We start from the raw sequence: 26,151 nt of genomic DNA, 5'->3' as shown, positions 1-26,151 counted from the left end.
TGACGCAGGCACGGTTCTCAGAGCGACCGCGCGATCACGAGGCGTTGGATCTGGTTGGTGCCCTCGAAGATCTGCAGCACCTTGGCCTCGCGCATGTACCGCTCGACGGGATGGTCGGCGACGTAACCGGCGCCGCCGAGGACCTGCACGGCGTCGGTGGTGACGCGCATCGCGGTGTCGGTGCAGAACAGCTTCGCCTTGGCGGCCTCGGCGCTGTGCGGGCGGCCGGCGTCGCGCAGCCGGGCGGCGGCCAGGTACAGGGCCCGGGCGGCGGCGATCTGGGTGGCCATGTCGGCGAGCATGAACCCGACGCCCTGGAACTCCATGATCGGCCGGCCGAACTGCTCGCGGTCCTTCGCGTACGTGACGGCGTAGTCGAGCGCGGCCTGGGCCAGGCCGACGGCGCAGGCGGCGATGCCGAGGCGGCCGCCGTCCAGGGCGCTCATCGCGATGCGGAAGCCGCCGCCGGGCTCGCCGAGGAGCCGGTCCGCGGGCACGTGCGCGCCGTCCAGGACGATCTGCGCGACGGTGGAGGAGCGCAGCCCCATGGTCTTCTCCGGCGCCTGCGGCAGCAGGCCCGGGGTGCCGGCGTCCAGCAGCAGGCACGAGATGCCTTCGGGGGTGCGGCAGAAGACGTTGTAGAAGTCGGCCTTGCCGGCGTGGGTGATCCAGGCCTTGGTGCCGTTGATCGTGTACCCGTCGGCGTCGGGCTCGGCTTTCGTCTTGAGCGCGGCGGCGTCGGATCCGCTGTGCGGCTCGGACAGGCAGTACGCGCCGAGCAGCTCACCGCCGAGCATGTCGGGCAGGTGCCGTTTGCGCTGCGTCTCGGTGCCGAACGCGGCGGTCGGGTAGCAGGCGAGGCTGTGCACGGAGACGCCCTCGGCGACGGCGAGCCAGCGGGTCGCGAGCTCCTCGAGCACCTGCAGGTACACCTCGTAGGGCTGGCCGCCGCCACCGTACTCGGTGTCGAACGGCAGCCCGAGCAGTCCCGCCCGGCCGAGCAGGCGGAACAGCTCGCGGGGGAACTGGGCGCGGGCCTCGAACTCGTCCACGCGCGGGGCGAGCTCGCCGTCGGCGATCTCGCGGACCAGGCCGATGAGATCGGCGGCCTCTTCTGTCGGCAAGACCCGCTCAACGACGCTCACAGGATCACCAGCTCGGTCGGCAGGGTGTTGAGCCGGTCGGCGCCGTCGGCGGTGCACACGACGATGTCCTCGATGCGGGCGCCGTGCCGGCCGGCGAGGTAGATGCCGGGTTCGATGGAGAACGCCATGCCGGGCTCCAGCGGCGTGTCGTTGCCGGCGACGATGTACGGCTCCTCGTGCCCGTCCAGGCCGATGCCGTGCCCGGTGCGGTGCAGGAACGCGTCGCCGTAGCCGGCGGCGGCGATCAGGTCGCGGGCGGCGGCGTCGACGGACGCGGCGGTGACGCCCGGGCGCACGGCGGCGACGGCGGCGCGCTGCGCCTCCAGCAGCACCTGGTAGTAGTCGGCGAACTCGGCGGGCGGCTCGCCCACGCAGTAGGTGCGGGTGGCGTCGGAGCAGTACCCGTCGGGCATGCGGCCGCCGATGTCGACCACGACCGGCTCGCCGGCGGCGATGACCCGGTCCGAGGTGCCGTGGTGGGGGCTGGCGCCGTTGGGCCCGGCGGCGACGATGGTGAACTCGACGGTGGCGTGGCCGGCGGCGCGGATCGCGGCCGCGATGTCGGCGGCGACCTCGTTCTCGGTGCGCCCGGCGCGCAGCCACTGGCCCATCTGCGCGTGCACGGCGTCGATGGCCTGCCCGGCGCGGCGCAGCGCCGCCACCTCGTCGGGTGACTTGCGCAGCCGCAGCGCGGCCAGCACGGCGCCGGCGAGGCGCTGCTCGGCGCCGGGCAGCGCGGCGCGCAGGGCGAGCACCTGCTCGGCCCACATCCGGTTGCCCAGGCCGACGGCCTCGGGCTTCCCGCCGAGCGCGGCGGTGACCAGCTCGTAGGGGTCGCTGCCGTCGACGTGGTCGACGATGCGCACGCCGCGGGGGTCGGCGGCCTCGGCCGCGGGCCGCTCCAGGCGGGGCACGATCAGGGTCGGCTCACCGTCGGCGGGCAGCACGAGCAGGGTGAGCCGCTCCAGGGCGTGCGCGTCGTAGCCCGTGAGATACTGCAGGTCGGCACTGGGCGGGATGAGCAGCGCGTCGAGCCCGGCCGCGGTGGCGGCGAGCTGCGCGGCACGGAGTCGCTGTTCCTTCTGGGACACGCAGGCAAGCTTAACGTTCGTTTGGGTCCCGGGTCGACCGCGCGATGGTCGATACCGACGGACGGCTGCAGACGCGCACGCCTTGGGCGTAGTCTGCAATCGACGCGCGGGTACGAGGCCAGGACCCGAGCTGTAGCCGAATCGGGATGAGCAGCGCATCTCATGAGTCACCGCAGCGCGCACGCGCCCGGCGACCGGTTCACCGAGCCGTTCGTCCATGAGGCGTTGCTGTACCACGACCAGGCGAGCTACCTCGACGGCACGATGAAGTTCATCTACGCCGGCATCTGGATCGGCGAGCCCGTCGCGGTCGCCGTGCCGCCGGCCAACATGCGGCTGATCCGCGAGCGCCTCGGCGCGTTCGCCGAGACCGTCACGTTCCACGACATCACGGAGGCCGGCCGCAACCCGGGTCGGATCATCCCGTGGCTGCTGTCCAGGTTCATGGACGAGCACCCCGGCCACCGGGTCCGCGTGGTCGGCGAGCCGATCTGGCGTGAGCGCTCCGACGAGGAGTACCCCGCCTGCGTCCAGCACGAGGCGATGATCAACGTGGCGTTCGCGGGGCGCGCGGCGTCGATCCTGTGCCCGTACGACACCGACCGCCTGCACCCGCACATGGTCAAGGACTCCTACGCGACCCACCCGGTGATGATCGAGCAGGGCGCCCGGTTCCCCAGCGACGGCTACGACCCCTACGGCATCACCGACGCCTACAACCTGCCGCTGTCCGAGCCGCCGCTCGGCGCCTCCACGCTGCGCTTCGAGGTCGACGACCTGGTCAAGGTCCGCCGGGCGGTCGCCGAGGTCGGCCTCGAGGCGGACCTGCCGCCGGACCGCATCAGCGACCTGCAGAGCGCGGTCAACGAGCTGGCCACCAACAGCGTCATGCACGCCGGCGGCTCCGGCACCCTGCGCACCTGGCACGACGACGTGCGGGTGGTCTGCGAGGTCCGCGACTTCGGCCACGTCACCGACGTGATGGCCGGCCGGCTGCGCGCCCCCGACGGCGGCGGCCGCGGGCTCGTCATGGTGCACTACCTCGCCGACCTGGTGCAGCGGCACACCAGCCAGACCGGCACCACGACCCGCGTGCACGTGCTGCGGTAGGGCGGCGGTCCCGGGGCGTCGCTTCGCTCCCGGCCCGGTTCATGGCAGGCTGGCCGGGTGGCCCGTCCCCTGCTGCTCGTCGACTCCGCCAGCCTCTACTTCCGCGCCTTCTTCGGCGTGCCCGAGAAGGCGGCCCTCGCCCCCGACGGCACCCCCGTCAACGCGGTGCGCGGCTTCCTCGACATGCTGTCGACCCTGGTCCGGGGCCGCCGGCCGGACCGCCTCGTGTGCGCCCTCGACGAGAGCTGGCGCCCCGCGTGGCGGGTGGCGCTGCTGCCGTCGTACAAGGCGCACCGGCTCACCCCCGCCGGCGGCGAGGAGGTGCCCGACGCCCTGTCCGTCCAGGTCCCGATCATCCTGGAGTTCCTCGCCGCGCTCGGCATCACCGCCGTCGGCGCGCCCGACTACGAGGCAGACGACGTCATCGGCACCCTCGCCACGCGCGAGCCGGGCCCGGTCGAGGTGGCCACCGGCGACCGCGACCTGTTCCAGCTCATCGACGACGACCGTGCCGTCACCGTGCTGTACTGCGGCCGCGGCGTCGCCAAGCTCGAGGTGCTGGACGACGCCGCGCTGCGCGCCAAGTACGGGGTGCCCGCCGCCGGCTACGCCGACCTCGCGGCGCTGCGCGGCGACCCGTCCGACGGGCTGCCCGGCGTCGCCGGCGTCGGGGAGAAGACCGCCGCGCGGCTCGTCGAGCGGTACGGCAACCTCGACGGCATCCTCGCCGCCCTCGACGACCCCGCGTCAGGCTTCGCCCCCGGCCTGCGCACGAAGATCGCCGCCGGCCGCGAGTACCTGACCGCCGCCCGCGACGTGGTCGCGGTGGCCCGCACCATCCCGCTCGGCGACCTGGACACGAAGCTGCCGACGTCGCCCGCCGACCCGGACGCGCTGCTCGCCCTCGCCGAACGCTGGGGCCTCGCGGGCGCCACGAAACGCATCGTCGACGCCCTGGCCGCCGCCTGAACCGCCGCCTGAACCGCCGCCTGAACCGGGCGGCGCCGGGCCGCCGGCGCGCTACGGGTTGACGCGCACCGGGTCGACCTTCCAGATCCGCTCGCAGTACTCGCGCACCGTGCGGTCGGAGGAGAAGAACCCGCACCGGGCGGTGTTCAGGATCGACATCCTGGTCCACCGCTCGGTGTCCAGCCACGCCTGCTCGACGGTGTCCTGGCAGTCGACGTAGGCGCGGTAGTCGGCGAGGGCCATGTACTCGTCGCGGTGCAGCATCGCGTCGACCACCGGGGCGAACGCGTCACGGTCGCCCTTCGCGAACGCGCCCGAGGCGATCGTGTCGACGGCGAGGCGCAGCTCGAAGTCGGCCTCGTAGTACGCGCGCGGCGAGTAGCCGGACCGCCGCAGGTCGGCCGCGGCCTGCGCGTCCATGCCGAACAGGAAGAAGTTGTCGGCGCCGACCCGGTCACGGATCTCGATGTTGGCGCCGTCGAGCGTACCGATGGTGAGGGCGCCGTTGAGGGCGAGCTTCATGTTGCCCGTCCCGGACGCCTCCTTGCCGGCCAGGGAGATCTGCTCGGACAGGTCGGCGGCCGGGATGACGAACTGCGCCTTCGTCACGTTGTAGTCCGGCGGGAACACCACCCGCAGGTGCCGGGCGAGCACCGGGTCCGTGTTGACCACGCCGGCGACCGCGTTGACCAGCTCGATGAGCTGTTTCATCGCGAGGTACCCGGGAGCCGCCTTCCCGCCGAACAGCACCGTCCGCGGCACGTAGGTGGCCTGCGGGTCGGCCCGGATCCGGTTCATCATCGTGATCACGTGCAGCAGTTTCAGCTGCTGCCGCTTGTACTCGTGGAACCGCTTGATCATCACGTCGGCGAGCGCGTCGGGGTCGATCAGGACCCCGGTGGCGCGTTCGACGGCGGCGGCCAGATCGCCCTTGTTCTGCCGTTTGACGGCCCGCCACGCGGCGCGGAAGTCGGGGTCGTCGGCGTGCGTGCCGAGCCCGTGCAGCCGCTCCAGGTCCGTGAGCCACCCCTCGTCGCCGAGCGCGCCGGTGATCAGCTCCGACAGCCGTGGGTTGGCCATGCGCAGGAACCGCCGCGGCGTGACCCCGTTGGTGACGTTGTGGAACCGCTCCGGCCACAGCACCGCGAAGTCGTGCAGCGTCGTCTCGGCGAGCAGCTTCGTCTGCAGTTCGGCGACCCCGTTGACGGCGGTGCTGCCGATGACCGCGAGGTGCGCCATCCGGACCCGCCGCTCATCGCCCTCCTGGATGATCGACATGCGGCGCGGCATGTCCGTGTCGCCCGGGTACGCCGCCCGCACCTCCTCCAGGAAGAAGTGGTTGATCGCGTAGATGATCTCCATGTGCCGGGGCAGGAGCCGCTCCAGCAGCCGCACCGGCCACGTCTCCAGCGCCTCGGGCAGCAGCGTGTGGCAGGTGTAGTTGAAGGTGCGCCGGGTGATGTCCCACGCCTCGTCCCAGCCCACCCCGTGCTCGTCGACCAGCAGCCGCATCAGCTCGGTGACCGCCATGACCGGGTGCGTGTCGTTGAGCTGGATCACCACCTTGTCGGCGAAGTGCTCCCAGCCGCTGTTGCGCAGCCTGTACCGCCGGATGATGTCGCGCAACGAGCACGCCACGAGGAAGTACTGCTGCTTGAGCCGCAGCTCCCGGCCCGGCTCGGTGCTGTCGTCGGGGTAGAGCACCTTGCTGATGTTCTCGGCCCTGACGATGTCGTCGACGGCCTCCACGTACTGCCCGACGCCGAACCGCGCCAGGTCGAACGACTCGCGGCTGGCCCGCGCCTGCCACAGCCGGATGATGTTCACCGTCTGTGTGCCGTACCCGGGCACGAGCATGTGCCGCGGCTCGCCCCGCACCGTCTCCCCCGGCACCCACACGCGCCGCAGCCCGCCCGGGTCCCGCGGGTCCGGCTGGGTGGCCCCGTAGAACCCGACCAGCTGCCGGTCGTCGGGCGCCGGGAACTCCCACGGGTTGCCGTAGAACGTCCAGTCGTCGGGCCGCTCGACCTGCCGGCCGTCGCGGAACGTCTGCTTGAAGATGCCGAACTCGTACCGGATGCCGTACCCCACCGCCGGGATGTCCAGCGTCGCGAGGGAGTCCAGCAGGCACGCCGCCAGCCGGCCGAGCCCGCCGTTGCCCAGGCCGGGCTCCACGTCGTACACCTCGAGCGCTTCGAGGGACACCCCGAGGTCCTCGGCGATCGGCCTGACCCAGCGTTCCGTGTCCGTGTACAGCAGGTTCTGCCGCAGCTGCCGCCCCAGCAGGTACTCCGCCGACAGGTAGTACACGAACCTCGGATTGGCCGCGTAGTGCGCCGCCGCCGTGCGCGCGTACCGGTCCACCAGCCGGTCCCGCACGGTCACGGCCAAGGTGTGGTACCCGTCGGGGCCACTGGCCGACTCGATCGTCGTGCCACGCTGGTAGTAGAGGTTGGAGATCAGGTCCCGCTCGAAGTCCTCGAGCGAATCTCCGACGGTGCGCCTGGGTCGGTGCCGGGCCTCGGTCACTCCCCCAGTATCCGCCACGCGATCACCCAACACCGAACGTCTTCCCAGATCTCATCACCATCCCCCCACCCACCAGCCCCGACGGTCCCCGCCCCGACGCTCACTCACCGAGGCCGGCGCCATCCACCCGGGACCTCCCCCAGGCCCGTCGCGACGCCCTGCGGCAAGGCGACCCCGGGCGACCCGCCCGAACCCCACCGGCGAGGCCCGTGAACGCGCCTGGGCGCCGCACCGGAGCCGGGCGGACACCCTCGCACCCCCCAACGCCAGGGGCCGGCAGCGCGAACCTGGCACCGCCTCGGGTCGGCCGGACGCAGAGGCCGGACAGCAGCGGGCCCGGCACTGAGACCAACGGCAGCGGCCGGAGTCGATGGCAGCGGCCGGAGTCAATGGCAGCGGCCGGAGTCGATGGCAGCGGCCGGAGCCAGCAGCAGGCGCGGAAGGTGGCGGCGCTCGCCGGCCGGCCGACAGCCGCAGCCGAGACCCGGCTGCCACCGGGCGCGAGCCGACAGACACGTCAGCGGCGACCATGCGGGCACGGGCAGGCGAGCGGCGGGCGGAGCCAGCGACAGACACGCGGATGGCGGCGACCATGCGAGCACGGGCAGGCGAGCAGCAGGCGGAGCCAGCGACAGGCACGCGGATGGCGGCGACCATCGGCCGGGCCGACTCCCGCGGGCGAACCCGACAGCCACGGCGCCGCAGACACCCGAACGGCCCAATCCCGACCAGCGCACACCCAGCGACCACGCGAAACCGACGCCACTCCACCGCTGACATCCAGGCAGCCCGATCGCCACCAGCGGAGACGAACGCCCACGCGCGAGGCGTGACAGGTATCCCGCCACGGACACCCGGGCGGCCCGAATCCCACGAGCGGACCGACCGCCGCAAGTGGGACCCGGCAGCCACCAGCGGAAGCCGACCGCCACGTCAGCAGTGGACGCGCGAGTCGCTGCGCCGGCCTACGGAGGCCGACCTACGGAAGACCGGCGGCCTACGCAGATCGGCGGCCTACGGAGACCGGCGGCAGCGGACGGACCCAGCGGCGGCCGCGAACCGTGCGGCGCCGACCGACAGCCGAGCCACCGGCCCCACCGGCAGCAGCGTCAGCGCGCCCGCCGGCCAGCCGGGTCAGCCGGCGGTGGCAGGGGCCAGCGGCGGCGATCAGCGGCCGCGTTGGCGGCGGGCGTCGGCGATGCCGTTGGCGGCGCGGGCCGAGAACGCCTGACCGGTGCCCGGGGCGGACGGGGTGCTGTTGGAGCCGCCGCCGAAGACGGGGCCGGCGGTGGCCGTGCGGAGGGCCTCACCGGCGGCGATCTTGTCCCGGACGGCGGCGGCCTCGGCCTGCTCGCGCTCCGAGGGGACGGCCATCACGGCGCTGGCCAGGGCGATGACCACGACCAGGACGAACAGGACGATCGGGGCGAGGAACCAGTTGACGTCGACGCCGGGGACCGGGGTGACGGCGTCGGTGGTGATGTTGACGTGCATCGCGTACATGCCGGTGTAGTGCATGCCGCAGACGGCGACGCCCATGACGGCGGCGGCGGCGATCGTGGCGGGGATGCCGCGCACGACGATGGTGAACCACAGCGCGACGGTCGCGGCGACGACCGCGATCGCGTACGAGGCGTAGAACAGGGTGCTCTTGTAGTCGAACGAGCCGTTGATCTGCATCGCGGCCATGCCGGTGTAGTGCATGAAGGCGACGGAGACGCCGGTGATCGGGCCGCCGATGAGGACCTTGGCGATGGAGGGCTTGCCGAGGCCGACGATGAACAGGCCGATGCCGACGGTGATGACGGCGATGAAGAAGCTGGCGACGGTCAGCGGCACGTCATAGCGCAGCGGGGAGCCGGTGACGCTGAAGCCGATCATGGCCATGAAGTGCATGACCCAGATGCCGGTGCCGCCGATCGCCCACGCGGCCAGCACGAGCAGCCACGCACGGCGGCGGGTGTCGGTGGCGGCGCGGGCCCGGGCTGTGCTCACCAGGCCGAGGAGGGATCCGAGGAACGACATCGCATAGGCGAAGATCGGGGTGATAGGCCCGTACGTGAAGTGGTGCAGCTCTCCCACGATGCTTCCTCCCGCGCCGGAACCGTCCAACCGGCGAGTGCATCATGGCGGATCCAAACAAATTTTTCTAATCCGTCCGGATGAAAACTCGCTGTGTGACTACGCCATGACGCTGTACGCCAGGACGCCGCGGGTCATGGCCGCCATCGCCTGACGGGCGGTGCGGCGCACGGCGTCGGAGGCGCCCGGGGCCTCGGCGAGCTGGCCGAGCAGGTCAAGGACCTGCCGGGACCAGCGCACGAAGTCGCCGGCGGGCATGTCGCCCTCCAGGCCGTGCACGCTGCCGAGCACCTTGGTGAGCGACTCGCCGCGGGCCCACCGGTACACGGGCCACACGAAACCGAGATCGAGCTCCCGGGTCAGCTGCAGGCCCCGCGCGTCCTCGTCCTCGCGCAGGTCGGACCACAGCTGCAGGGTGGCGTCGATGGCGTCGGAGACCTCGCCGCGCGGGATCGAGGCGCGGTCGTCGGACTCGCGGCGCGCCTCGTACACCAGGATGCTGGCGGCGGCGGCGAGGTCGGCGGCGCCGAGCTTGTCCCACACGCCGCGGCGCAGGCACTCGGCGACGAGCAGGTCGGTCTCCGACCAGATCCGGGCGAGCGTACGGCCGGCGTCGGTGACGGTGCCGTTCGCCGACAGGTACCCGCGGTCGGTCAGCAGCCCGCAGACCCGGTCGAAGGTGCGGGCGAGGGAGCCGGTGCGGTTGGCGACCTTGCCGCGCAGCGCCTCCGTGTCGCGCTCCAGGCGCCAGCGGCGCTCCGCCCAGCGGGCGTGCTCCTCCCGCTCCGGGCACTGGTGGCAGGGGTGGCGGCGCATCGCGGCGCGCAGCTGCTCCAGCTCGTGGTCGTCGGTGTTGTCCCGGGACCGGCCCCGGGACCGGCCCCGCGAGGGCGGGTCGATCTCCAGCCGGCGCAGCTGCGCGGCGAGGTCCCGGCGGTCCTGCGCGGAGCGGTAGTTGAACTGCTTGGGGACCCGGACCCGCCCGAGGGACTCGACGGCGGCGGTGAAGTCGGCGCCGGAGATCCGCCCGGCCCAGCGGTCCTCGGTGAGCACCAGCGGGCGGGGCTCGCCGAAGCCGCGGCCGCCGACGCCCGGGTCGATGATGATGGCGAGGCCGGCGCGGCGGCCGGTGGGGACCCGGATGACGTCGCCGGGGCGCAGCCGCTCCAGGGACTCCAGGGCCGCGGCGCGGCGCTGCTGGGCGCCCTGCCGGGCCAGCGAGCGCTCCCGCTCGGCGATGCGGACCCGGTAGTCGAAGTACTCGTCGAAGTCCCCGAGGTGGCAGGTGGTCTCCGCGCCGTACGTGGCGATCGTGTCGACGTTGCGCTGCACCTGCCGGGCCAGCCCGACCACCGAGCGGTCCGCCTGGAACTGGGCGAAGGAGCTCTCCAGCAGCTCCCTGGCGGCGGAGATGCCGACGCTGCCGACGAGGTTGACCGCCATGTTGTACGACGGCCGGAAGCTCGACTTCAGCGGGTACGTCCGGGTGGAGGCGAGCCCCGCGACGTGCCGCGGGTCGAGCTCCGGCGCCCAGACCACGACGGCGTGGCCCTCCACGTCGATGCCGCGGCGCCCGGCACGGCCGGTGAGCTGCGTGTACTCCCCCGGGGTCAGGTCGACGTGCGCCTCGCCGTTGTACTTGACGAGCCGCTCCAGGACCACGCACCGGGCGGGCATGTTGATGCCGAGCGCCAGGGTCTCCGTGGCGAACACGGCCTTGACCAGGCCGCGGACGAACAGCTCCTCGACGACCTCCTTGAACGCCGGCAGCATCCCGGCGTGGTGCGCGGCGAGGCCCCGCTCGAGGCCGTCCAGCCATTCCCAGTACCCGAGCACCTGCAGGTCCTCGCTCGGGATGTGCTTGGTGCGCGACTCGACGATGGTGCGGATCTCGACCCGCTCGTCGGGCGCGGTGAGCCGCAGGCCGGCGGCGAGGCACTGCTGGACGGCGGCGTCGCAGCCGGCGCGGCTGAAGATGAACAGGATCGCCGGCAGCAGCCCCTCACGGTCGAGCCGTTCGACGATCTCGGGCCGGTAGGGGCCCCTGCGCCGGCCGTTGCGGGTGCCGGCCAGCTCGGCGCGGCGCAGCATCTCGCGGTGGTACCGCAGCAGCTCCGGGTGCACGTCGTGCTTCTGCGCCGCCTCGGCGTCGTGGAACAGGTCGAACATCCGCCGGTCGATCAGCATGTGCTGCCACAGCGGCACCGGCCGGTGCTCGCTGACCACGACCGTGGTCTCGCCGCGCACGGTGACGAGCCAGTCGGCGAACTCCTCCGCGTTGGACACGGTCGCCGACAGCGAGACCAGCGTCACCGAGTCCGGCAGGTGGATGATCACCTCTTCCCACACGGCGCCGCGGAACCGGTCGGCGAGGTAGTGCACCTCGTCCATGACGACGTAGGACAGCCCCTGCAGGGTCGCCGAGCCCGCGTACAGCATGTTGCGCAGGACCTCGGTGGTCATCACCACCACCGGCGCGTCGCCGTTGATCGCGTTGTCGCCGGTGAGCAGGCCGACGCGCTCGGCGCCGTAGCGCTCGACGAGGTCGTTGTACTTCTGGTTCGACAGCGCCTTGATCGGCGTGGTGTAGAAGCACTTGCGCCCCTGCCGCAACGCCAGGTGGACGGCGAACTCCCCCACCACGGTCTTGCCGGCGCCGGTCGGGGCGCACACGAGCACGCCCGTGCCCCGCTCCAGCGCGTCGCAGGCCTCGGCCTGGAACGGGTCGAGCGCGAAGTCCAGCTCCTCGACGAACTCGGTCAGGGCAGGACGCTGAGCCCGCCTTTGGGCCGCTTCGTACCGCTCGGCGGGGGTGTTCATGACCCCAAGGCTAGGCGAAAGATGCCCGGATCCGCTCATGGGTATCGTGCTGGCGTGCCGGAAAGCGCTGAACCACCAAGTACATGGCGGCCCGTCGAGGCCGTGCTCCTGGACTTCCACGGGACGATCGCGCAGGTGGAGGACCCCGTCAGGTGGGTGACGGCGGCGGCCGCGAGCCTCGGCACCACCCTGGACCGGGGGCGGGCGACCGTCCTCGCCGACCGGCTGATGACCGCCGGCCGGGCGGGCGGGCCGAAGCCGCACCGGGTGCCGGCGCACCTCGCCGAGGTGTGGGCCGACCGGGACCTGTCGGTGCAGGCGCACCGGGCCGCCTACTCGGGGCTCGCCGCGACCGTGGACCCCGACCTCGCCGAGGCCCTCTACGACCGGCTGCTCGTCGCCGACGGCTGGCAGCTGTACGCCGACACCATCCCCACCCTGCGGGCGCTGCGCGAGCGTGGCGTTCCGGTGGCGGTGGTCTCCAACATCGGTTTCGACCTGCGTGACCTGGCGGACCAGCTGGGCTTCGCCGACCTCGTCGACGAGTTCGTGCTCTCGTACGAGGTGGGCCGCTGCAAACCCGACCCGGCGATCTTCTGGAAGGCGTGCGCGGCGCTGCGCACGGACCCGGAGCGCACCCTCATGGTCGGCGACAGCCCCGCGGACGCCGGCGCCGCCGCCGCGGGCTGCTCCGTGCTCGTCCTCCCGGAGAGTGAACCGGGCAGGGTGCACGGCCTCGGCGCGGTGCTGCGGCTGCTTTAAACATCGCCCCTGTTGGGCACCACTGTCGCAACACCGCCTGTGTGCTTGTCGGCTCCCCGCCAGGCAGCGACAGTGCAGGGACACAGACCGTTGACTTCCGGAGGATCATCATGCCGTTAAGCCGTTGGAACCCGTCGGACGCCCTTGCCCGCATCGAGGCCGAGGTCGGCGACGCCGCCGCGCACGCCCACTCCGCCTCCGTGTCCACCGCGACCGAGGGCGACGACCTCGTCATCACCGTCAGCGGCGTCGACCCTTCCGACGTCGACGTCCAGGTCTCCGGCGGCCGCCTCACGATCAAGGGCGGCGGCGGCACCAGCACCTCGGAGCACCGCTCCGAGGGCGGCGCCACGTTCACGTCGAGCTCGTCGAGCTCCAGCTCCTTCAGCCGCAGCTTCTCCCTGCCCGACGGTGTCACCGAGTCCGACGTCTCCACCACCCCGTCCGCCGACGGCGTGACGGTGCGCATCCACAACGCCGCCTAGCCGATCAGGTTCAGCGCACCTGGGACACAGGTGATCGTCACGGGGAGCGGGCAGATCCGCTCCCCGTCGGCGTACGCGGTGACCCCCTCGGCGGCCAGCTCCACGCTCCTCGCCCGGTGCGTCGACACCCGCGGGTCGAGCACGTGGGTGCCCTTGAACACCTTCGGCCGCAGCCGCATCAGGGTGCCCCGCCCCAGCGGCTCGGCGACCACCACGTCCAGCAGCCCGTCGGTGGGGTCGGCGTCGGGCACGATGCGGAAGCCGCCGCCGTAGCTCTCGGTGTTGCCGACCGCGACAAGGACCGAGTCGAACTCGCTCTCGTCGCCGTCCAGTCGCATCCGGTACCGCCGGCTGCGCAGCGCCAGCAGCTCCGCGACGATGGCGAGGTTGTAGCGCTGCGGCCCGCGGGGCCAGCGCATCCGGTTGGCCCGTTCGTTGACGAACGCGTCGAACCCGGCGGCCAGCACCGCCCCGAACCACGCCGAGGTGCCGTCGGCCCCGGTGACCCGCGCCAGGTCCACGCCGCGCGTCCCGGTGCCCGCCGCGATCGCCTCGGCCGCCCGCAGGGTGTCGGTCGGCAGCCCGAGCCGCACCGCGAAGTCGTTGCCGGTGCCGGCGGGCACGATCCCGAACGGCGCACCGGTCCCGGCGACCGCCTGCAGCCCCAGGTGCACCGTGCCGTCCCCACCCATGGTGACGACCGTCCGCCCGTCGGCGACCGCCTGCCGCCCCTGCTCGACCATGCCGTCCCGGGTGCCGGCGCTGACCACGTCGACGGTGTGCCCGCCGGCCCGCAGCCGCGCCACGACCTCGGGCAGCAGTCCCGCCTTCCGCCCTTTGCCGGCGGTGGGGTTGGCGAGCAACGCGATGTTCACGCGAGGATGCTAGGTCCTGCGCCGCCCCACGAACAGCGGCCCGCCCGCATCCCCGCCCGCCACCGCCGGTGCGCGAACAGCGGCCCGCCCGCGCGCGAACAGCAGCCGCCCGCCCGCCACCGCCGGCGCACGAACAGCGACCCGCCCGCACACCCACCACCGCCGGCGCACGAACAGCGACCCGCCCGGCCCGCCCACCGGAAGCCTCCGCTACTCCGGCGCCCGGACCCGCACAAGGCGCCCGGCATCCCGCGCTCGGCAATACCCGCCCGGCAATACCCGCCCGGCAATACCCGCCCGGCACCCCGCGCCCGGCACCTCGCGCCCGGCCTCCTGCGGACAGCAGCGCGCCCGCCGAGGCGTGGCCTGCGGCGGGCGCGATGTGTGGTCGGTCGGATCAGGTGATGTCGTCGTAGCGGCTGTCGAGGGACCTCGGACGCTCGACCGGGGTCGGCGCGTCCACCGGGGTCGGCGCGTCGATCGGGTCGTAGCCGCCGACGGAGGTCGCGGCCGCGACCGGCTCGGGGGCGTAGTCGTCGATCGAGGAGATCTCGTCGTCGCCGATGTCGGCGTACGCGGGGCGGTCGCGGCCCTTGCGCCGGTCGTTGATCAGGGCGACGCCGACCGCGGCGAAGTACAGCAGCGACATCGCCAGGGCCAGACCCGACATGGTGAACGGGTCGGGCGTCGGGGTCGCGACGGCCGCGAAGGCGAAGAAGACGAACACGACGGTGCGCCACCAGCCGAGCAACTTGCGGCCGCTCAACACGCCGGCGAAGTTGAGCATCATCGCGATCAGCGGGAACTCGAACGCGACGCCGAACACCACCATGCCGGTGGTGATGAAGTTGACGTAGCGCGTGATGTCCAGCGAGGTGTGCACGACGTCCTCGTCCGGCAGCAGGTACTGCAGGCCGTGGCCGAGGGCGAACCAGGCGAGGAACGCGCCGAGCGCGAAGAGCGGGGTCGCGATCGAGATGAAGATGTACGCGTACTTGCGCTCGTGCCGGTGCAGGCCGGGGGCGATGAACGCCCACAGCTGATACATCCACCAGGGTGCCGTGATGAGCAGGCCGAGCCACAGGCCGACCTTCAGCTCGAGCAGGAAGAAGTCGGCCACGCCCAGCTGCACGAAGTCGCACGGGCGGTCCCGGGACTTCATGACGTCGCAGACCGGCTGCTTGACCAGCACGATGGCACGGTCGGACAGCCAGAAGCCGATGGCGAAGCCGAAGACCAGACCGAGACACGCCTTGAACAGTCGGTTACGCAGCTCCCGCAGGTGCTCCATGAGGGTCATGGAGCCGTCTGCGGCGCGTTCGAACTGCGACGGCGCCTTGTTCCGGCGCCGTCCGGCGAGGATGCTCACGACGCTCTAGCGCCTCAGCGCTCGTGAACGCGGTTGACGGGGTCGACGGTCGGCGCGGGCGACGGCTTGTTGTCGTCGATCGTGCCGGACAGCGGCGCGCGACCTGACTGGGCCTCGGCCTTCGCCTCGACGTCGTCGTCGGCGAGCCCCTTGGTCTCGGCCTTGATGATGCGCAGCGAACGACCCAACGACCGCGCCGCGTCGGGCAGACGCTTGGCGCCGAACAGCAGGATCAGCACCACCACCAGCACGATGATGTGCCACGGCTTGAGTGCACCCATGTGAAGCCACCTCACAGTCTTGTATTGCCCGACCCATCGTACTGGTGACATCGGGTGACGGGCAGAGGCCCGGTTGCGCGAAAGCGTCCGGCCGCTGAAGTCCTGACGAGTGTTGACGCTGGAACGCCCGATCGTCAACCATCCGTCCGGACAAAGGCGTTAATTGCCCGGTTGATCCGCCAGGATTCTTAACTGTTACCGGCTGGCAGGGCGCTGATCAGCGTCTTCGAGCTCGCCGCGGCGGGCCTGGATGATCAATGCCTGCTCCTGCATGGCCTGCAGCCGGGGCTGCATCTCCTCCGCGGTCTGCTGCAGGCGGGCCAGATGGGGCTGCAGTCGCTTCTCGCCGTCGAGCAGCCGCCGCTGCAGCGACAGCGCGGTGTTACCGAACTGACGCACGCGGGCCGCCGTGGACATCACGACCGCGATGAACACGACGAGCGAGAGCAGGACGATGCCACCCGAGATCCACCAGAGCACGCACCGACCTTAATGCACCCCCGCAGACCCGGCAGCGCGGCGCACGGACGGCACCAGACATCAGGTGCCCGGTGCCCGGCGCCAGGCGCCGGGCACCGGGCACCGACCGAAAACCCGGAATCCGGAAAGGACAGCACGGGCGGCGGCGGGTCAGGTCACGGCAGGGTCGGCACCGGCGCGTCGTAGGCGGCCAGGGCGGCCCGCGCCTCCTGCGCCACCGACGCGGCCAGCTCCGGCGGCGACACCACCGACACCTCGGCCCCGAGCCCGAGCACCATCCGCCGGGCCCAGTCCAGGTCGGAGGCGCGCAGCGACACCGTCCAGTGCTCCCCCGGCCCTCGGACGACCTCCTCGCACGGATACTGCTCGGTGATCCACCGGGCGCCCCGGCCGACCCGCAGCGTGACCAGCGGCAGGTCGGGCGTGGGGCGGAAGAGGGTGCCGGTGCGGGTGTCCGTCGGCCGGGCCTGCACGGGCACGCGGGCGGGCTCGTCGAGCTCGGTGGAGGCGTCGATGCGGTCGACCCGGAACAGCCGGACCGCCTGGGCGCGGCGGCACCACGCCTCCAGGTAGGCCCACCGGCCGACGACGAGGACGCGCATCGGGTCGACGACGCGGTCGGTGGTCTCGTCGCGGGTCGCGGTGTAGTACGTGATCCGCAGCGCGTGCTGGCGCTCGACGGCGCCGCGCAGCTCCTCGAGGCGGTCGGCGTTGCCGGGCAGGCGCACGGCGACGGGCGCGTCGGCGAGGTCCCCGGCGGCGTGCTCGATCTTGGCGAGGGCGCGGTGGACGCCGTCGCGCTGGGCGACGCCCGGGGTCTCGGCGAGCATGCGCAGCGCGACGATGAGCGCGAGCGCCTCGTCGGGCGTGAGGCGCAGCGGCCGGTCGATGCCGGCGTCGTAGGTGACGGTGACGCCGTCGCCGATGAACGCCATGTCGATGAGGTCGCCGGGGCCGTAGCCGGGCAGCCCGCACAGCCACAGCAGCTCGAGGTCGTCGCGCAGCTGGCGCTCGGTGATGTCGTGGTCCTCGGCCGCCTCGGCGAGCGTGATGCCGGGCCTGGCCTGCAGGTACGGCACGAGGTTGAGCAGCCGGCCGAGCCGGTCCACGGACGTGGTCACACCGCCACCTCCGTCCGGTCGGTGACCTGCGCGGGGGCGTCCGGCAGGCCGGGCGCGCCGGCGACGATGGCCTTGAGCCGCTTGACGACCTCCTCGCGCAGCTCGGGCGGGTCGAGCACGACGACGTCGGCGCCGTAGCCGACCAGCCAGCCGGCGAAGAAGTCGACGTCGGCGTAGCGCAGCGTGAGCCGGTCGCCGTCGGGGCCGGGCACGCACGTCTCCGCCCACCGGCGCACGCCGGCGGCGCGGCCGGAGCGGGCCAGGACGGTGGCGCGGCCGGTGCGCTCGACCGGGCCGCTGGTCTTCGCGACATAGGCGATGAGGTCGACCTTGGGCGGCTCATACGCCCCGCGCCGGCCGACCCGGCGGATGCCGCTGACGATCCGGGACAGCCGGAAGCAGCGCTCGGCGCCGCGCTCCAGGTCGTGGCCGACGACATACCAGCGGCCGCGCCAACACACGACGCCCCACGGCTGCAGCTTGCGGGTGCGCGCGGTGTCGCGCTCGGGCACGTGGTAGTCGAACGTGACCGCCTGCCGGTCGCGCACGGCGGCGGTCAGCGGCTCGAACGCGGGATCGACGGTGACCACGGCCTCGACGCCGAGGGTGGCGTGCGGGTCGACGTCGATGCCGCCGGCGCGCAGCTTCGCCAGGCCGGAGGACGCCGCCGCGGCGAGGCCGGTCTGCTGCCAGAGCCGGGCGGCGATGCCGACGGCGGCCGCCTCGTCGGGCGCGAGGGGGATGTCGGGCAGCGCGTATTCGCGGCGGGCGATGCGGTAGCCGGGCTCGTTGTCCCACACCGACGGCGTGCCGATCTCCAGCGGCACGCCGAGCTCGCGCAGCTCGGCCTTGTCCCGCTCGAACTTGCGCTGGAACGCCTCGTGGTCGCGCTCGTCCTCGGGGTCGTGCTCGTATCCGGGCACGATGGAGGCGATCTGACCGGCGGTCAGGAAGCGGCGTGTCGAGAGCAGGCAGATCACCAGATTGACCAGGCGCTCGGTTCGGGTCCGCGACACGCCAGCGAACCTACCAGCCCCGACGCCCAAACGGCGTCGCCCACGCGGTGACTCAACGTAGCGTCACAGCGCGGACACGGGACGCTGACACGGTAGGTTGTGCCGATGATCCGCTGGCGCTGGGGGACGGTCGTCGCTCCCCGTACATCGTGGCAGGGCAGCGTCGAGGTGCAGGTGGCCGTGGAGGCGCGCCGGCCGGACGATCCCGGGCAGGTGCGGGCCCTGGCGTATCCGGCCCTGGTGGGCGAGCCGCGGGTCGGTGACCGGGTGCTGCTGAACGTCAACGCGCTCGCGTTGGGTCTCGGCACCGGCGGGTACGCGCTGATCGTCGCCATCCCGGACCGCCTGCCCGAGGACGTCGACGCGCCCGGGCACGTGGTGAAGGCGCGGTACACGCCGCTGCAGGCGGTGGTGCTCGCCGCCGACGAAGAGGCCTCGCCGCTGCGCGGCGCGCTCGCCGAGCAGACCGACATATCCGGCATGCCGGTCGTGGTGGCGGACCTGCACTCGGCGCTGCCCGCCGTCCTGGCGGGGGTGCTCGCCGACCGGCCCACGGCCCGGGTCGCGTACGTGATGACCGACGGCGGCGCGCTGCCCGCCTGGTTCTCCCGGACCCTCGACGCGCTGCGCCCGCTGCTGGCCGGCACGGTCACCACCGGCCAGGCGTTCGGCGGCGACCTGGAGTCCACGAACGTGCACAGCGGCCTGCTCGCCGCCCGCCACGGCCTCGGCGCCGACCTGGCGGTCGTCACGCAGGGCCCCGGCAACCTGGGCACCGGCACGTCGTGGGGCTTCTCCGGGGTGGCCGCCGGCGAGGCCGTCAACGCCGTCGCCGCGCTCGGCGGCCGGCCGGTCGCCGCGCCGCGCATCTCCGACGCGGACCCGCGGCCGCGGCACCGGGGCGTGTCGCACCACAGCCTGACCGCGTTCGGGCGGGTGGCGCTCGCGCCGGCGGACCTGGCCGTGCCGGCGGACCTGCCGGAGGAGTTGGCGGCGGTCGTACATGGAAAGCTTCGGCCGTTGTGTCCGCCGCACCGCGTGGTGACGGCCCCGTCCCAGGACCTCGAGGCGGCGCTGCTGGCCCTGCCGGTCAGGCTGTCGACGATGGGCCGCGGCTACCAGCAGGACCGGGCGTACTTCCTGTCGGCGGCGGCGGCCGGACGGGTCGCCGCGGCCGGCCTCGCCGAGCGGGGCTGACCCGGGCGTCGACGAACGCGGCCGCTGAGCCCTCGCGAGGGCCGCCGGCTCAGGCCTTGGCGAGGGCGGCGTTGGCGACGGACTGCAGCTGGCCGAGGTGGTTGGCCTCGGGCGCGGCCGCCGCGACCAGGTAGACCGCGACGATCGCCTTGCCGCGGCGGGCCAGCAGGGTCTTGGTCCGGTCGCTGAGCGCGGCCTCGCCGACGCCGCCGACCGCCTCGAGCGACTTGATCGTCGTCCACAGCTTCTGCGACTGCGCCGCGTCGGGGAACGTCAGCGCGACCACGGTGACCTGGTCGCCGGCGGCGTTGCCGAACGGGCACATCCGGGCGCGCGCGTTGAGGCCGAGGCTCTGCACGGCCTGGCCGTACTGGGCGACCGCGGCGGCGCCGTCGCCGGCGCTGGCCTGCACCGCCAGCCCGGTGGCCTTCTGCACCTGGGCGGCGGTGACGAGACCCTGGCAACCGTCGGAGTTGACCACCGGCGGCAGGCTCGGCGAGGGCAGCGGCAGCGCGGACGCCTCGCCGGTGACGGCGGGGCTGGCGGGCAGCGGGGTGCGGCGCTCGCCGTCGTCGGTGCAGCCGGCGAGCAGCAGGCAGGCGGCAGCGGCGGTGGCCGCGAGGCGCTTCACGAGTAGACCACCAGCGCGGTCATGACGGCGATGATGAGCACGAGGGTGAGCGCGAGGACCCACGTCGGGATGGCCGGGCCCTCGGTGCGGTTGCGCTCGATCTCCTCGCGGATGCGCTGCAACCGGCGGCCGTGGCGGTTGGACCGCGGCTTGTCCGGGTTGTCACTCGCCTTCGGCTTGGGGGCGGGCTGACCGGCGGGAATCTCGTCATCCATAGCGCCGGTCAGCCTAACCCAACGTTCACATACTGGCGATCAGTCGGTCGACGCGCTCGTCGTAGGCCCGGAACGGGTCCTTGCACAGCACGGTGCGCTGCGCCTGGTCGTTGAGCTTCAGGTGGACCCAGTCGACGGTGAAGTCGCGGCGGCGCTCCTGCGCGTGCCGGATGAACTCACCGCGCAGGCGGGCCCGCGTGGTCTGCGGCGGGGTCTCCTTGGCCTCGAAGATGTCGAGGTCGGTGGCGACCCGGTCGACCTTGCCCCGGCGCTCCAGCAGTCCGTACAGGCCCCGGCCGCGGCGCAGGTCGTGGTACGCCAGGTCCATCTGCGCGACCCGCGGGTGCGACAGCGGCAGGTCGTGCTTCTGCTGGTAGCGCTCGATCAGGCCGAGCTTGGTCACCCAGTCGATCTCCCGCTCGACGTCCTTGAGGCTGCCGGTCTCGACCGCGTTGAGGACCCGGCCCCACAGGTCCATGACCCGCTTGGTCGCCGCGTCGGCGCCGCGCCGGTCGAGGAACTCGGTGGCCTTCTCGAAGTACTCCTGCTGGATCTCCAGCGCGCTGACCTCCTTGCCGCTGGCCAGGCGGACCCGCCGGCGGCCGGTGATGTCGTGGGACACCTCCCGGATGGCGCGGATCGGGTTCTCCAGCGACAGGTCCCGCATGGCGACGCCGGCCTCGATCATCCGCAGCACGATGTCGGCGGTGCCGACCTTGAGCAGCGTGGTGACCTCGTTCATGTTGGAGTCGCCGACGATGACGTGCAGGCGCCGGTACCGCTCGGCGTCGGCGTGCGGCTCGTCGCGGGTGTTGATGATCGGGCGGGACCGGGTGGTCGCCGAGGAGACGCCCTCCCAGATGTGCTCGGCGCGCTGCGAGAGGCAGTAGACGGCGCCGCGAGGGGTCTGCAGCACCTTCCCGGCGCCGCAGATGAGCTGGCGGGTGACGAGGAACGGGATCAGGATGTCGGCGAGGCGTCCGAACTCGCCGTGCCGGCTGACCAGGTAGTTCTCGTGGCAGCCGTACGAGTTGCCGGCGGAGTCGGTGTTGTTCTTGAACAGGTAGATCTCGCCCGCGATCCCCTCGTCGTGCAGCCGGCGCTCGGCGTCGACCAGCAGGCCTTCGAGGATCCGCTCGCCGGCCCGGTCGTGCACGACCAGGTCGGGCACCGAGTCGCACTCGGGCGTCGCGTATTCCGGGTGGGAGCCGACATCCAGGTAGAGGCGCGCGCCGTTGCGCAGGAACACGTTGCTGGAACGGCCCCACGACACGACGCGCCGGAACAGATAGCGGGCGACCTCGTCGGGGGACAGGCGGCGCTGTCCCCGATAGGTGCACGTGACCCCGTATTCGGTCTCAAGGCCGAAAATTCGCCGGTCCATGTACGAACATTAGCCGCCTGAACGCCGATCCGGCCCTATTGCGCCCGCAGACTTTGTGTATACGCCTCGCAGGTGGCGAAGTCCGGCAGCCGCCCGGCGTCGCGCATCTCGGCCAGTGACGGCGCGGCGGCGTCGCGGGCGGACAGCTGCGGCTCGTCGACGGGCCACACGATGCCGAGCTCCGGGTCGAGCGGGTGGATGCCGTGCTCCCCCGTCGGGTTGTAGCTCTCCGAGCACAGGTAGGTGATGGTGGCGTCGTCGGTGAGCGCGCAGAACCCGTGGCCGAGGCCTTCGCTGAGGTACAGCGCCCGCCGGTCGACGTCGTCGAGCTGCACACCCTCCCACCGGCCGAATGTCGGGGATCCGACCCGGATGTCGACGACGACGTCGAGCAGGGCGCCCCTGGTGCAGGTGATGTACTTCGCCTGGCCCGGCGGCACGTCGGCGAAGTGGATGCCCCGCACGACCCCCCGCGCGGACACCGACAGGTTGCCCTGCGCCAGCCGCAGCGGGTGCCCGACCTCGGCGCTGAGCTGCTCGAACCGGTAGAACTCCAGGAACAGCCCGCGGGGATCACCGTGCTGCACCGGGGTGATCTCCCAGGCTCCGGCGATCGAAAGCTGTCGGTACTTCACGTATGCGGCCCCACCCGTCGCGATGTCGTTGTGTTGCTCTGTCGGCTCATTGTGGGAGCGCCGCTCAGCCTTCCCAATCCAGCAATTGGATCAGGTACTCGCCGTAGCCGCTCTTGCGCAACGGCTCGGCGAGTGCGCGCAGCTGTGCGTCGTCGATGAAGCCCGCACGCCACACGACCTCCTCCACGCAACCGATCTTGAGGCCCTGCCGCTCCTCGATCACGCGGACGAACTCGGCGGCCTGGACCATCGTGTTGAACGTACCCGTGTCGAGCCACGCCGTGCCGCGATCCAGGATTGCCACGTGCAGTTCGTCGCGCTCGAGATAGGCGGCGTTGACCGCGGTGATCTCCAGCTCCCCCCGGTCGCTGGGCTTGAGCTCGCGGGCGATCTGGACCACCCGGTTGTCGTAGAAGTACAAACCGGGCACCGCGTAGCGCGACTTCGGCCGGGCCGGCTTCTCCTCGATCGACAGGACCTTGCCGTCGGCGTCGAACTCCACGACGCCGTAGTCCTGCGGGTTGGCCACCGGGTAGGCGAACACCCGCCCGCCCTTGAGCTCGCCGTTGTCGGCGAGGCGCTGGCCGAGCTGCGCGCCGTGGAAGATGTTGTCGCCGAGCACCAGCGCGACACTGTCGTCGCCGATGAAGTCCGCGCCGATGATGAACGCCTGGGCGAGGCCCTCGGGGCGTGGTTGCGCCGCGTAACTGAGCTCGAGGCCCCACTGGGAGCCGTCGCCGAGCAGCCGGCGGAACTGGTCCTGGTCCTCCGGGGTGGTGATGACGAGGATCTCGCGCACCCCGGCCATCACCAGCGTGGTGAGCGGGTAGTAGATCATCGGTTTGTCGAAGACGGGCATGAGCTGCTTCGACACCGCTTTCGTCAGCGGCCAGAGGCGGGAGCCGGTGCCACCGGCGAGGATGATGCCACGCACCCGGCCACCTTACGGGTTGTGCGCACCCTCGGTCGACTCAGCGTCCATCGTGGTGGACTAGACTCCCGAACCCGTGAGAATCCTCGTCACCGGCGGTGCCGGGTTCATCGGCTCCCACTACGTCCGCACCCTCCTCGGAGGCGGTTACCCGGCCCACGCCGGCGCGGCCGTGACCGTGCTCGACAAGCTCACCTATTCCGGCAACCGGGACAATCTGGCACCCGTGGCCGGCGACTCCGCCCTGACCTTCGTCGAGGGCGACATCTGCGACACCGACCTGGTCGAGCAGCTCATGCCGGGGCACGACGCGGTCGTGCACTTCGCCGCGGAGTCGCACGTCGACCGCTCGATCCTGGGCGCGGGGCCGTTCGTGACGACCAACGTCATCGGCACCCAGGTCCTGCTCGACGCGGCGCGGCGGGCCGGCGTCGGGCGCTTCCTGCACGTGTCCACCGACGAGGTGTACGGCTCGATCGACGAGGGCTCGTGGACCGAGGAGTGGCCGCTGCAGCCCAACTCGCCGTACTCGGCGTCGAAGGCCGGCTCCGACCTGCTGGTGCTGGCCTACCACCGCACCCACGGCATGGAGGTCGTGGTCACCCGGTGTTCCAACAACTACGGTCATTACCAGTTTCCTGAAAAGGTCATCCCGCTGTTCGTCACGAACCTCATTGACGGCCAGCAGGTCCCGCTGTACGGCGACGGCGGCAACATCCGTGACTGGCTGCACGTGTCCGACCACTGCACGGGCATCCAGCTGGCGCTGGAGAAGGGCCGTGCCGGCGAGGTGTACAACATCGGCGGCGGCCGGGAGCTCACCAACCGTGAGCTCACCGAGGTGCTGCTCGCGGCGACCGGCCGGGACTGGTCGGCGGTGCGCCACGTCGAGGACCGCAAGGGCCACGACCGGCGCTACTCGCTGAGCCACGAGAAGATCAGCAACGAGCTCGGCTACGCGCCGGCCGTGTCGTTCGAGGACGGCATCGCGGCGACGGTGGCCTGGTACAAGGAGAACCGCTCCTGGTGGGAGCCCCTGAAGACGCGCGCGGCCCTGTGACGCGCTACCTGGTCACCGGCGCGGGCGGGATGCTCGGCCAGGACCTGCTCGCGGCGCTGGACGGGCGGGCGGTGACCGCCCTCAAGCGCGCCGACCTGGACGTCACGGACGCCCCGGCGGTGGCCGAGGCGGTCGCCGGGCACGACGTCGTGCTCAACGCGGCGGCCTGGACGGACGTGGACGGCGCGGAGACGGCGTACGAGGCCGCCCTCGCGGTCAACGGCACCGGCGTGGCGGTGCTCGCCTCGGCGTGCCACGCGACCGGTGCCCGACTTGTGCACGTTTCAACCGATTACGTCTTCGACGGGGCGGGCACGTCGCCCTACCCGGAGGACGCGCCGACCGCGCCGCTGAACGCGTACGGGCGCAGCAAGCTCGCCGGCGAGCAGGCCGTGCTGGCCACGCTGCCCACCACCGGGTACGTGGTGCGCACCGCCTGGCTGTACGGCGCGGCCGGCCGCAACTTCGTCAAGACGATGCTGCGCCTCGCCGCCACCCGCGACTTCGTCGACGTGGTCGACGACCAGGCGGGCCAGCCGACCTGGTCGCGGGACCTGGCCCGGCGGCTCGTCGAGCTGGCCGACGCCGACGCCCCCGCCGGGGTGTACCACGGCACCGCGTCGGGGCAGACCACGTGGCACGGGCTCGCCCAGGCGGTGTTCACCATCGCCGGGCTGGACCCCGCCCGGGTGCGGCGCACGACCAGCGCCGCGTACCGGACCCCGGCCGCCCGGCCCTCCTACAGCGTGCTCGGCCACGACCGGTGGGCGGCCGCGGGGATGGCGCCGCTGCGGGACTGGCATACCATGCTGACCGCGGCGCTGCACGACCCCGCGTTCGCAGCCGTCGTGAGCACGACCAGTGGGGGTGCCGGGTGAAACTCACCATCGTCACGGGGCTGACCGCCCTGGCGGTCCTGGCCTTCATGGTGGAGCTGCTGCGCCGCCGGCAGCTGCAGGAGAAGTACGCGATCCTGTGGCTCGTCGTCAGCATCGTCATCCTGCCGATGGCGTTCTTCCCGTTCCTGACGGACAACCTGGCCGAGGCGATCGGCATCGCGTCCGGGGTCAGCCTCGTGCTGTTCCTCGGCATCGTCTTCCTGCTCCTGGTCACGGTGCACCTGAGCTGGGAGGTGAGCCGCCTGGAGGAGGAGACCCGGACCCTGGCCGAGGACCTGGCCCTGCTGCGCAGCGAGCTCGGCCGTCCCCGCGAGTCCTCCGCCGTGCCGGCCCCCACCACCGAGGTCTCCGATGATCAACGGTAAGAAGGTCCTGATCATCATCCCGGCGTGGAACGAGGCCGGCTCCATCGCCGACGTGGTCGCCGAGGTCCACGGCGAGCTGCCCGGCGTCGACATCATCGTGGTCGACGACGGCTCCTCCGACGACACCGCCCTGCGTGCCGCGTCGGCGGGCGCCATCGTGGCCCGGCTGCCGTTCAACCTGGGCGTCGGCGGTGCCATGCGCACCGGCTACCGGTACGCCCGCGACCACGGCTACGACGTGGCGATCCAGGTCGACGCGGACGGCCAGCACGACCCGCGCTACATCCCGAAGCTCGTCGACGCCCTGGACGAGCACGACCTGGTCATCGGCGCCCGGTTCGCCGGCGAGGGCGGGTACAGCGTCACCGGGCCCCGCAAGTGGGCGATGCGGATGCTCTCGGCGGTGTTGTCCCGGCTGTCCCGCACGAAGCTCACCGACACCACGTCGGGGCACCGTGCCTGCAACCGGAAGCTCATCGAGTTCTTCGCGCACTGGTATCCGGCGGAGTACCTCGGCGACACGATCGAGGTGCTGGTGCGGGTCGCCCGGTCCGGCTACCGCATCACGCAGATCCCCGTGGCGATGCGCCCCCGGATGGCGGGCACCCCGAGCGCCTCGCCGATGAAGTCGACGATCTACCTGGGGCGTGCGGGCATCGTGCTGCTCCTGGCGCTGATCCGCACCTGACCTGCCGGCCG

25 protein-coding genes are annotated in these 26,151 nt (G+C 72.4%); 9 read left to right on the top strand and 16 right to left on the bottom strand.

Translation table 11 applies throughout. The features are described 5' to 3' along the window. Nucleotides 1-17: 17 nt before the first annotated feature. The gene (locus OP18_RS32350) at nucleotides 18-1,145 is read right to left on the bottom strand and encodes an acyl-CoA dehydrogenase family protein (RefSeq protein ID WP_033362917.1); all 1,128 of its coding nucleotides are present in this window, start codon (nucleotides 1,143-1,145) and stop codon (nucleotides 18-20) included. Continuing rightward, nucleotides 1,142-2,236, bottom strand: a complete 1,095-nt coding sequence (locus OP18_RS32345) for a M24 family metallopeptidase (protein WP_033362916.1) — start codon at nucleotides 2,234-2,236, stop codon at nucleotides 1,142-1,144. Before OP18_RS32345 ends, OP18_RS32350 begins: the two co-directional genes overlap by 4 nt. A gap of 162 nt (nucleotides 2,237-2,398) precedes the next feature. Between OP18_RS32345 and OP18_RS32340 the strand changes: the two genes are divergently transcribed. Next, the gene (locus tag OP18_RS32340) at nucleotides 2,399-3,346 is read left to right on the top strand and encodes a sensor histidine kinase (RefSeq protein WP_033362915.1); all 948 of its coding nucleotides are present in this window, start codon (nucleotides 2,399-2,401) and stop codon (nucleotides 3,344-3,346) included. A gap of 57 nt (nucleotides 3,347-3,403) precedes the next feature. Next, complete coding sequence (locus OP18_RS32335; RefSeq protein ID WP_033362914.1) at nucleotides 3,404-4,315, top strand: 5'-3' exonuclease; 912 nt, start codon at nucleotides 3,404-3,406, stop codon at nucleotides 4,313-4,315. Nucleotides 4,316-4,366: 51 nt separating this feature from the next. Here the strand turns inward: OP18_RS32335 and OP18_RS32330 are convergent, their stop codons facing one another. The 3 genes from OP18_RS32330 to OP18_RS32320 form a co-directional block, all read right to left on the bottom strand. Continuing rightward, on the bottom strand, nucleotides 4,367-6,844 hold the full coding sequence (locus OP18_RS32330) for a glycogen/starch/alpha-glucan phosphorylase (RefSeq protein WP_033362913.1): 2,478 nt from the start codon (nucleotides 6,842-6,844) through the stop codon (nucleotides 4,367-4,369). A 1,167-nt stretch (nucleotides 6,845-8,011) separates the two neighbouring features. Further along, a complete protein-coding gene (locus OP18_RS51520; protein ID WP_211273741.1) occupies nucleotides 8,012-8,926 on the bottom strand; it encodes an MHYT domain-containing protein in 915 nt (304 codons plus the stop codon). A 99-nt stretch (nucleotides 8,927-9,025) separates the two neighbouring features. After that, nucleotides 9,026-11,746 carry a DEAD/DEAH box helicase gene (locus tag OP18_RS32320; protein ID WP_033362912.1) on the bottom strand — a complete coding sequence of 907 codons (2,721 nt, stop codon included), beginning with the start codon at nucleotides 11,744-11,746 and terminating at the stop codon, nucleotides 9,026-9,028. 21 nt (nucleotides 11,747-11,767) lie between these two features. Between OP18_RS32320 and OP18_RS32315 the strand changes: the two genes are divergently transcribed. Continuing rightward, nucleotides 11,768-12,508, top strand: coding sequence for an HAD family hydrolase (locus OP18_RS32315; protein WP_081971298.1), 741 nt, complete (start codon nucleotides 11,768-11,770; stop codon nucleotides 12,506-12,508). Nucleotides 12,509-12,618: 110 nt separating this feature from the next. Further along, nucleotides 12,619-12,993 carry an Hsp20 family protein gene (locus tag OP18_RS32310; RefSeq protein ID WP_052387655.1) on the top strand — a complete coding sequence of 125 codons (375 nt, stop codon included), beginning with the start codon at nucleotides 12,619-12,621 and terminating at the stop codon, nucleotides 12,991-12,993. Here OP18_RS32310 and OP18_RS32305 read toward each other — a convergent pair. The 6 genes from OP18_RS32305 to OP18_RS32280 all read right to left on the bottom strand — a co-directional run bounded on the left by OP18_RS32305 (nucleotide 12,990) and on the right by OP18_RS32280 (nucleotide 18,135). Beyond that, a complete protein-coding gene (locus tag OP18_RS32305) occupies nucleotides 12,990-13,868 on the bottom strand; it encodes a diacylglycerol kinase (protein ID WP_033362910.1) in 879 nt (292 codons plus the stop codon). The genes OP18_RS32310 and OP18_RS32305 overlap by 4 nt on opposite strands. 397 nt (nucleotides 13,869-14,265) lie before the next feature. Continuing rightward, nucleotides 14,266-15,168, bottom strand: a complete 903-nt coding sequence (gene tatC, locus OP18_RS32300) for a twin-arginine translocase subunit TatC (RefSeq protein ID WP_052387666.1) — start codon at nucleotides 15,166-15,168, stop codon at nucleotides 14,266-14,268. Nucleotides 15,169-15,251: 83 nt separating this feature from the next. Next, nucleotides 15,252-15,518 carry a Sec-independent protein translocase subunit TatA gene (tatA, locus tag OP18_RS32295; RefSeq protein ID WP_033362909.1) on the bottom strand — a complete coding sequence of 89 codons (267 nt, stop codon included), beginning with the start codon at nucleotides 15,516-15,518 and terminating at the stop codon, nucleotides 15,252-15,254. Nucleotides 15,519-15,713: 195 nt separating this feature from the next. Continuing rightward, nucleotides 15,714-15,998, bottom strand: coding sequence for a hypothetical protein (locus tag OP18_RS32290; RefSeq protein WP_033362908.1), 285 nt, complete (start codon nucleotides 15,996-15,998; stop codon nucleotides 15,714-15,716). Between the two features lie 155 nt (nucleotides 15,999-16,153). Beyond that, nucleotides 16,154-17,119, bottom strand: coding sequence for a helix-turn-helix transcriptional regulator (locus OP18_RS32285; protein WP_033362907.1), 966 nt, complete (start codon nucleotides 17,117-17,119; stop codon nucleotides 16,154-16,156). Further along, nucleotides 17,116-18,135 (bottom strand): helix-turn-helix transcriptional regulator, encoded by a 1,020-nt coding sequence (locus OP18_RS32280; protein WP_033362906.1) that lies wholly within the window; start codon nucleotides 18,133-18,135, stop codon nucleotides 17,116-17,118. The genes OP18_RS32285 and OP18_RS32280 overlap by 4 nt, the downstream gene beginning before the upstream one ends. 105 nt (nucleotides 18,136-18,240) lie before the next feature. On the opposite strand from OP18_RS32280, the gene OP18_RS32275 reads away from it, so the two are divergent. Further along, nucleotides 18,241-19,332: a DUF3866 family protein gene (locus tag OP18_RS32275; protein ID WP_033362905.1), complete on the top strand. Its 1,092-nt coding sequence runs from the start codon at nucleotides 18,241-18,243 to the stop codon at nucleotides 19,330-19,332. A 49-nt stretch (nucleotides 19,333-19,381) separates the two neighbouring features. Here the strand turns inward: OP18_RS32275 and OP18_RS32270 are convergent, their stop codons facing one another. The 5 genes from OP18_RS32270 to rfbA all read right to left on the bottom strand — a co-directional run bounded on the left by OP18_RS32270 (nucleotide 19,382) and on the right by rfbA (nucleotide 23,131). Next, nucleotides 19,382-19,963 carry a hypothetical protein gene (locus OP18_RS32270; RefSeq protein WP_033362904.1) on the bottom strand — a complete coding sequence of 194 codons (582 nt, stop codon included), beginning with the start codon at nucleotides 19,961-19,963 and terminating at the stop codon, nucleotides 19,382-19,384. Next, nucleotides 19,960-20,178, bottom strand: a complete 219-nt coding sequence (locus OP18_RS32265; protein WP_033362903.1) for a hypothetical protein — start codon at nucleotides 20,176-20,178, stop codon at nucleotides 19,960-19,962. Before OP18_RS32265 ends, OP18_RS32270 begins: the two co-directional genes overlap by 4 nt. 25 nt (nucleotides 20,179-20,203) lie before the next feature. Next, nucleotides 20,204-21,562, bottom strand: a complete 1,359-nt coding sequence (gene pafA, locus OP18_RS32260) for a Pup--protein ligase (RefSeq protein ID WP_033362902.1) — start codon at nucleotides 21,560-21,562, stop codon at nucleotides 20,204-20,206. Nucleotides 21,563-21,597: 35 nt separating this feature from the next. After that, complete coding sequence (locus OP18_RS32255) at nucleotides 21,598-22,197, bottom strand: dTDP-4-dehydrorhamnose 3,5-epimerase family protein (protein WP_033362901.1); 600 nt, start codon at nucleotides 22,195-22,197, stop codon at nucleotides 21,598-21,600. A 64-nt stretch (nucleotides 22,198-22,261) separates the two neighbouring features. Continuing rightward, nucleotides 22,262-23,131: a glucose-1-phosphate thymidylyltransferase RfbA gene (rfbA, locus tag OP18_RS32250; RefSeq protein WP_033362900.1), complete on the bottom strand. Its 870-nt coding sequence runs from the start codon at nucleotides 23,129-23,131 to the stop codon at nucleotides 22,262-22,264. 73 nt (nucleotides 23,132-23,204) lie between these two features. Here rfbA and rfbB point away from each other — a divergent pair, with 73 nt between their 5' ends. From rfbB to OP18_RS32230, 4 genes are read left to right on the top strand one after another with little or no spacing between them, the layout of a single operon-like run. Beyond that, nucleotides 23,205-24,188: a dTDP-glucose 4,6-dehydratase gene (rfbB, locus tag OP18_RS32245; RefSeq protein WP_033362899.1), complete on the top strand. Its 984-nt coding sequence runs from the start codon at nucleotides 23,205-23,207 to the stop codon at nucleotides 24,186-24,188. Next, on the top strand, nucleotides 24,185-25,066 hold the full coding sequence (gene rfbD, locus OP18_RS32240; RefSeq protein ID WP_033362898.1) for a dTDP-4-dehydrorhamnose reductase: 882 nt from the start codon (nucleotides 24,185-24,187) through the stop codon (nucleotides 25,064-25,066). Before rfbB ends, rfbD begins: the two co-directional genes overlap by 4 nt. Further along, the gene (locus OP18_RS32235; RefSeq protein ID WP_033362897.1) at nucleotides 25,063-25,452 is read left to right on the top strand and encodes a DUF2304 domain-containing protein; all 390 of its coding nucleotides are present in this window, start codon (nucleotides 25,063-25,065) and stop codon (nucleotides 25,450-25,452) included. Before rfbD ends, OP18_RS32235 begins: the two co-directional genes overlap by 4 nt. Further along, the gene (locus OP18_RS32230) at nucleotides 25,439-26,140 is read left to right on the top strand and encodes a glycosyltransferase family 2 protein (RefSeq protein ID WP_033362896.1); all 702 of its coding nucleotides are present in this window, start codon (nucleotides 25,439-25,441) and stop codon (nucleotides 26,138-26,140) included. Before OP18_RS32235 ends, OP18_RS32230 begins: the two co-directional genes overlap by 14 nt. Nucleotides 26,141-26,151 lie beyond the last annotated feature (11 nt).

Origin of the sequence: Dactylosporangium aurantiacum, assembly GCF_000716715.1 — a bacterium.
GTDB classification, from domain to species: Bacteria; Actinomycetota; Actinomycetes; order Mycobacteriales; family Micromonosporaceae; genus Dactylosporangium; species Dactylosporangium aurantiacum.
Note: the sequence above shows the minus strand (reverse complement) of the source record. Positions and strands in the feature narration are given on the sequence as shown.

Coding starts and splice junctions, on each gene's coding strand:
- OP18_RS32230 (WP_033362896.1), top strand. CDS start 25,439: ATGATCAACGGTAAGAAGGTCCTGATCATCATCCCGGCGTGGAACGAG.
- OP18_RS32265 (WP_033362903.1), bottom strand. CDS start 20,178: ATGGATGACGAGATTCCCGCCGGTCAGCCCGCCCCCAAGCCGAAGGCG.
- OP18_RS32310 (WP_052387655.1), top strand. CDS start 12,619: ATGCCGTTAAGCCGTTGGAACCCGTCGGACGCCCTTGCCCGCATCGAG.
- tatA (WP_033362909.1), bottom strand. CDS start 15,518: ATGGGTGCACTCAAGCCGTGGCACATCATCGTGCTGGTGGTGGTGCTG.
- OP18_RS32320 (WP_033362912.1), bottom strand. CDS start 11,746: ATGAACACCCCCGCCGAGCGGTACGAAGCGGCCCAAAGGCGGGCTCAG.
- OP18_RS32315 (WP_081971298.1), top strand. CDS start 11,768: ATGCCCGGATCCGCTCATGGGTATCGTGCTGGCGTGCCGGAAAGCGCT.
- OP18_RS32275 (WP_033362905.1), top strand. CDS start 18,241: ATGATCCGCTGGCGCTGGGGGACGGTCGTCGCTCCCCGTACATCGTGG.
- OP18_RS32340 (WP_033362915.1), top strand. CDS start 2,399: ATGAGTCACCGCAGCGCGCACGCGCCCGGCGACCGGTTCACCGAGCCG.
- tatC (WP_052387666.1), bottom strand. CDS start 15,168: ATGACCCTCATGGAGCACCTGCGGGAGCTGCGTAACCGACTGTTCAAG.
- pafA (WP_033362902.1), bottom strand. CDS start 21,562: ATGGACCGGCGAATTTTCGGCCTTGAGACCGAATACGGGGTCACGTGC.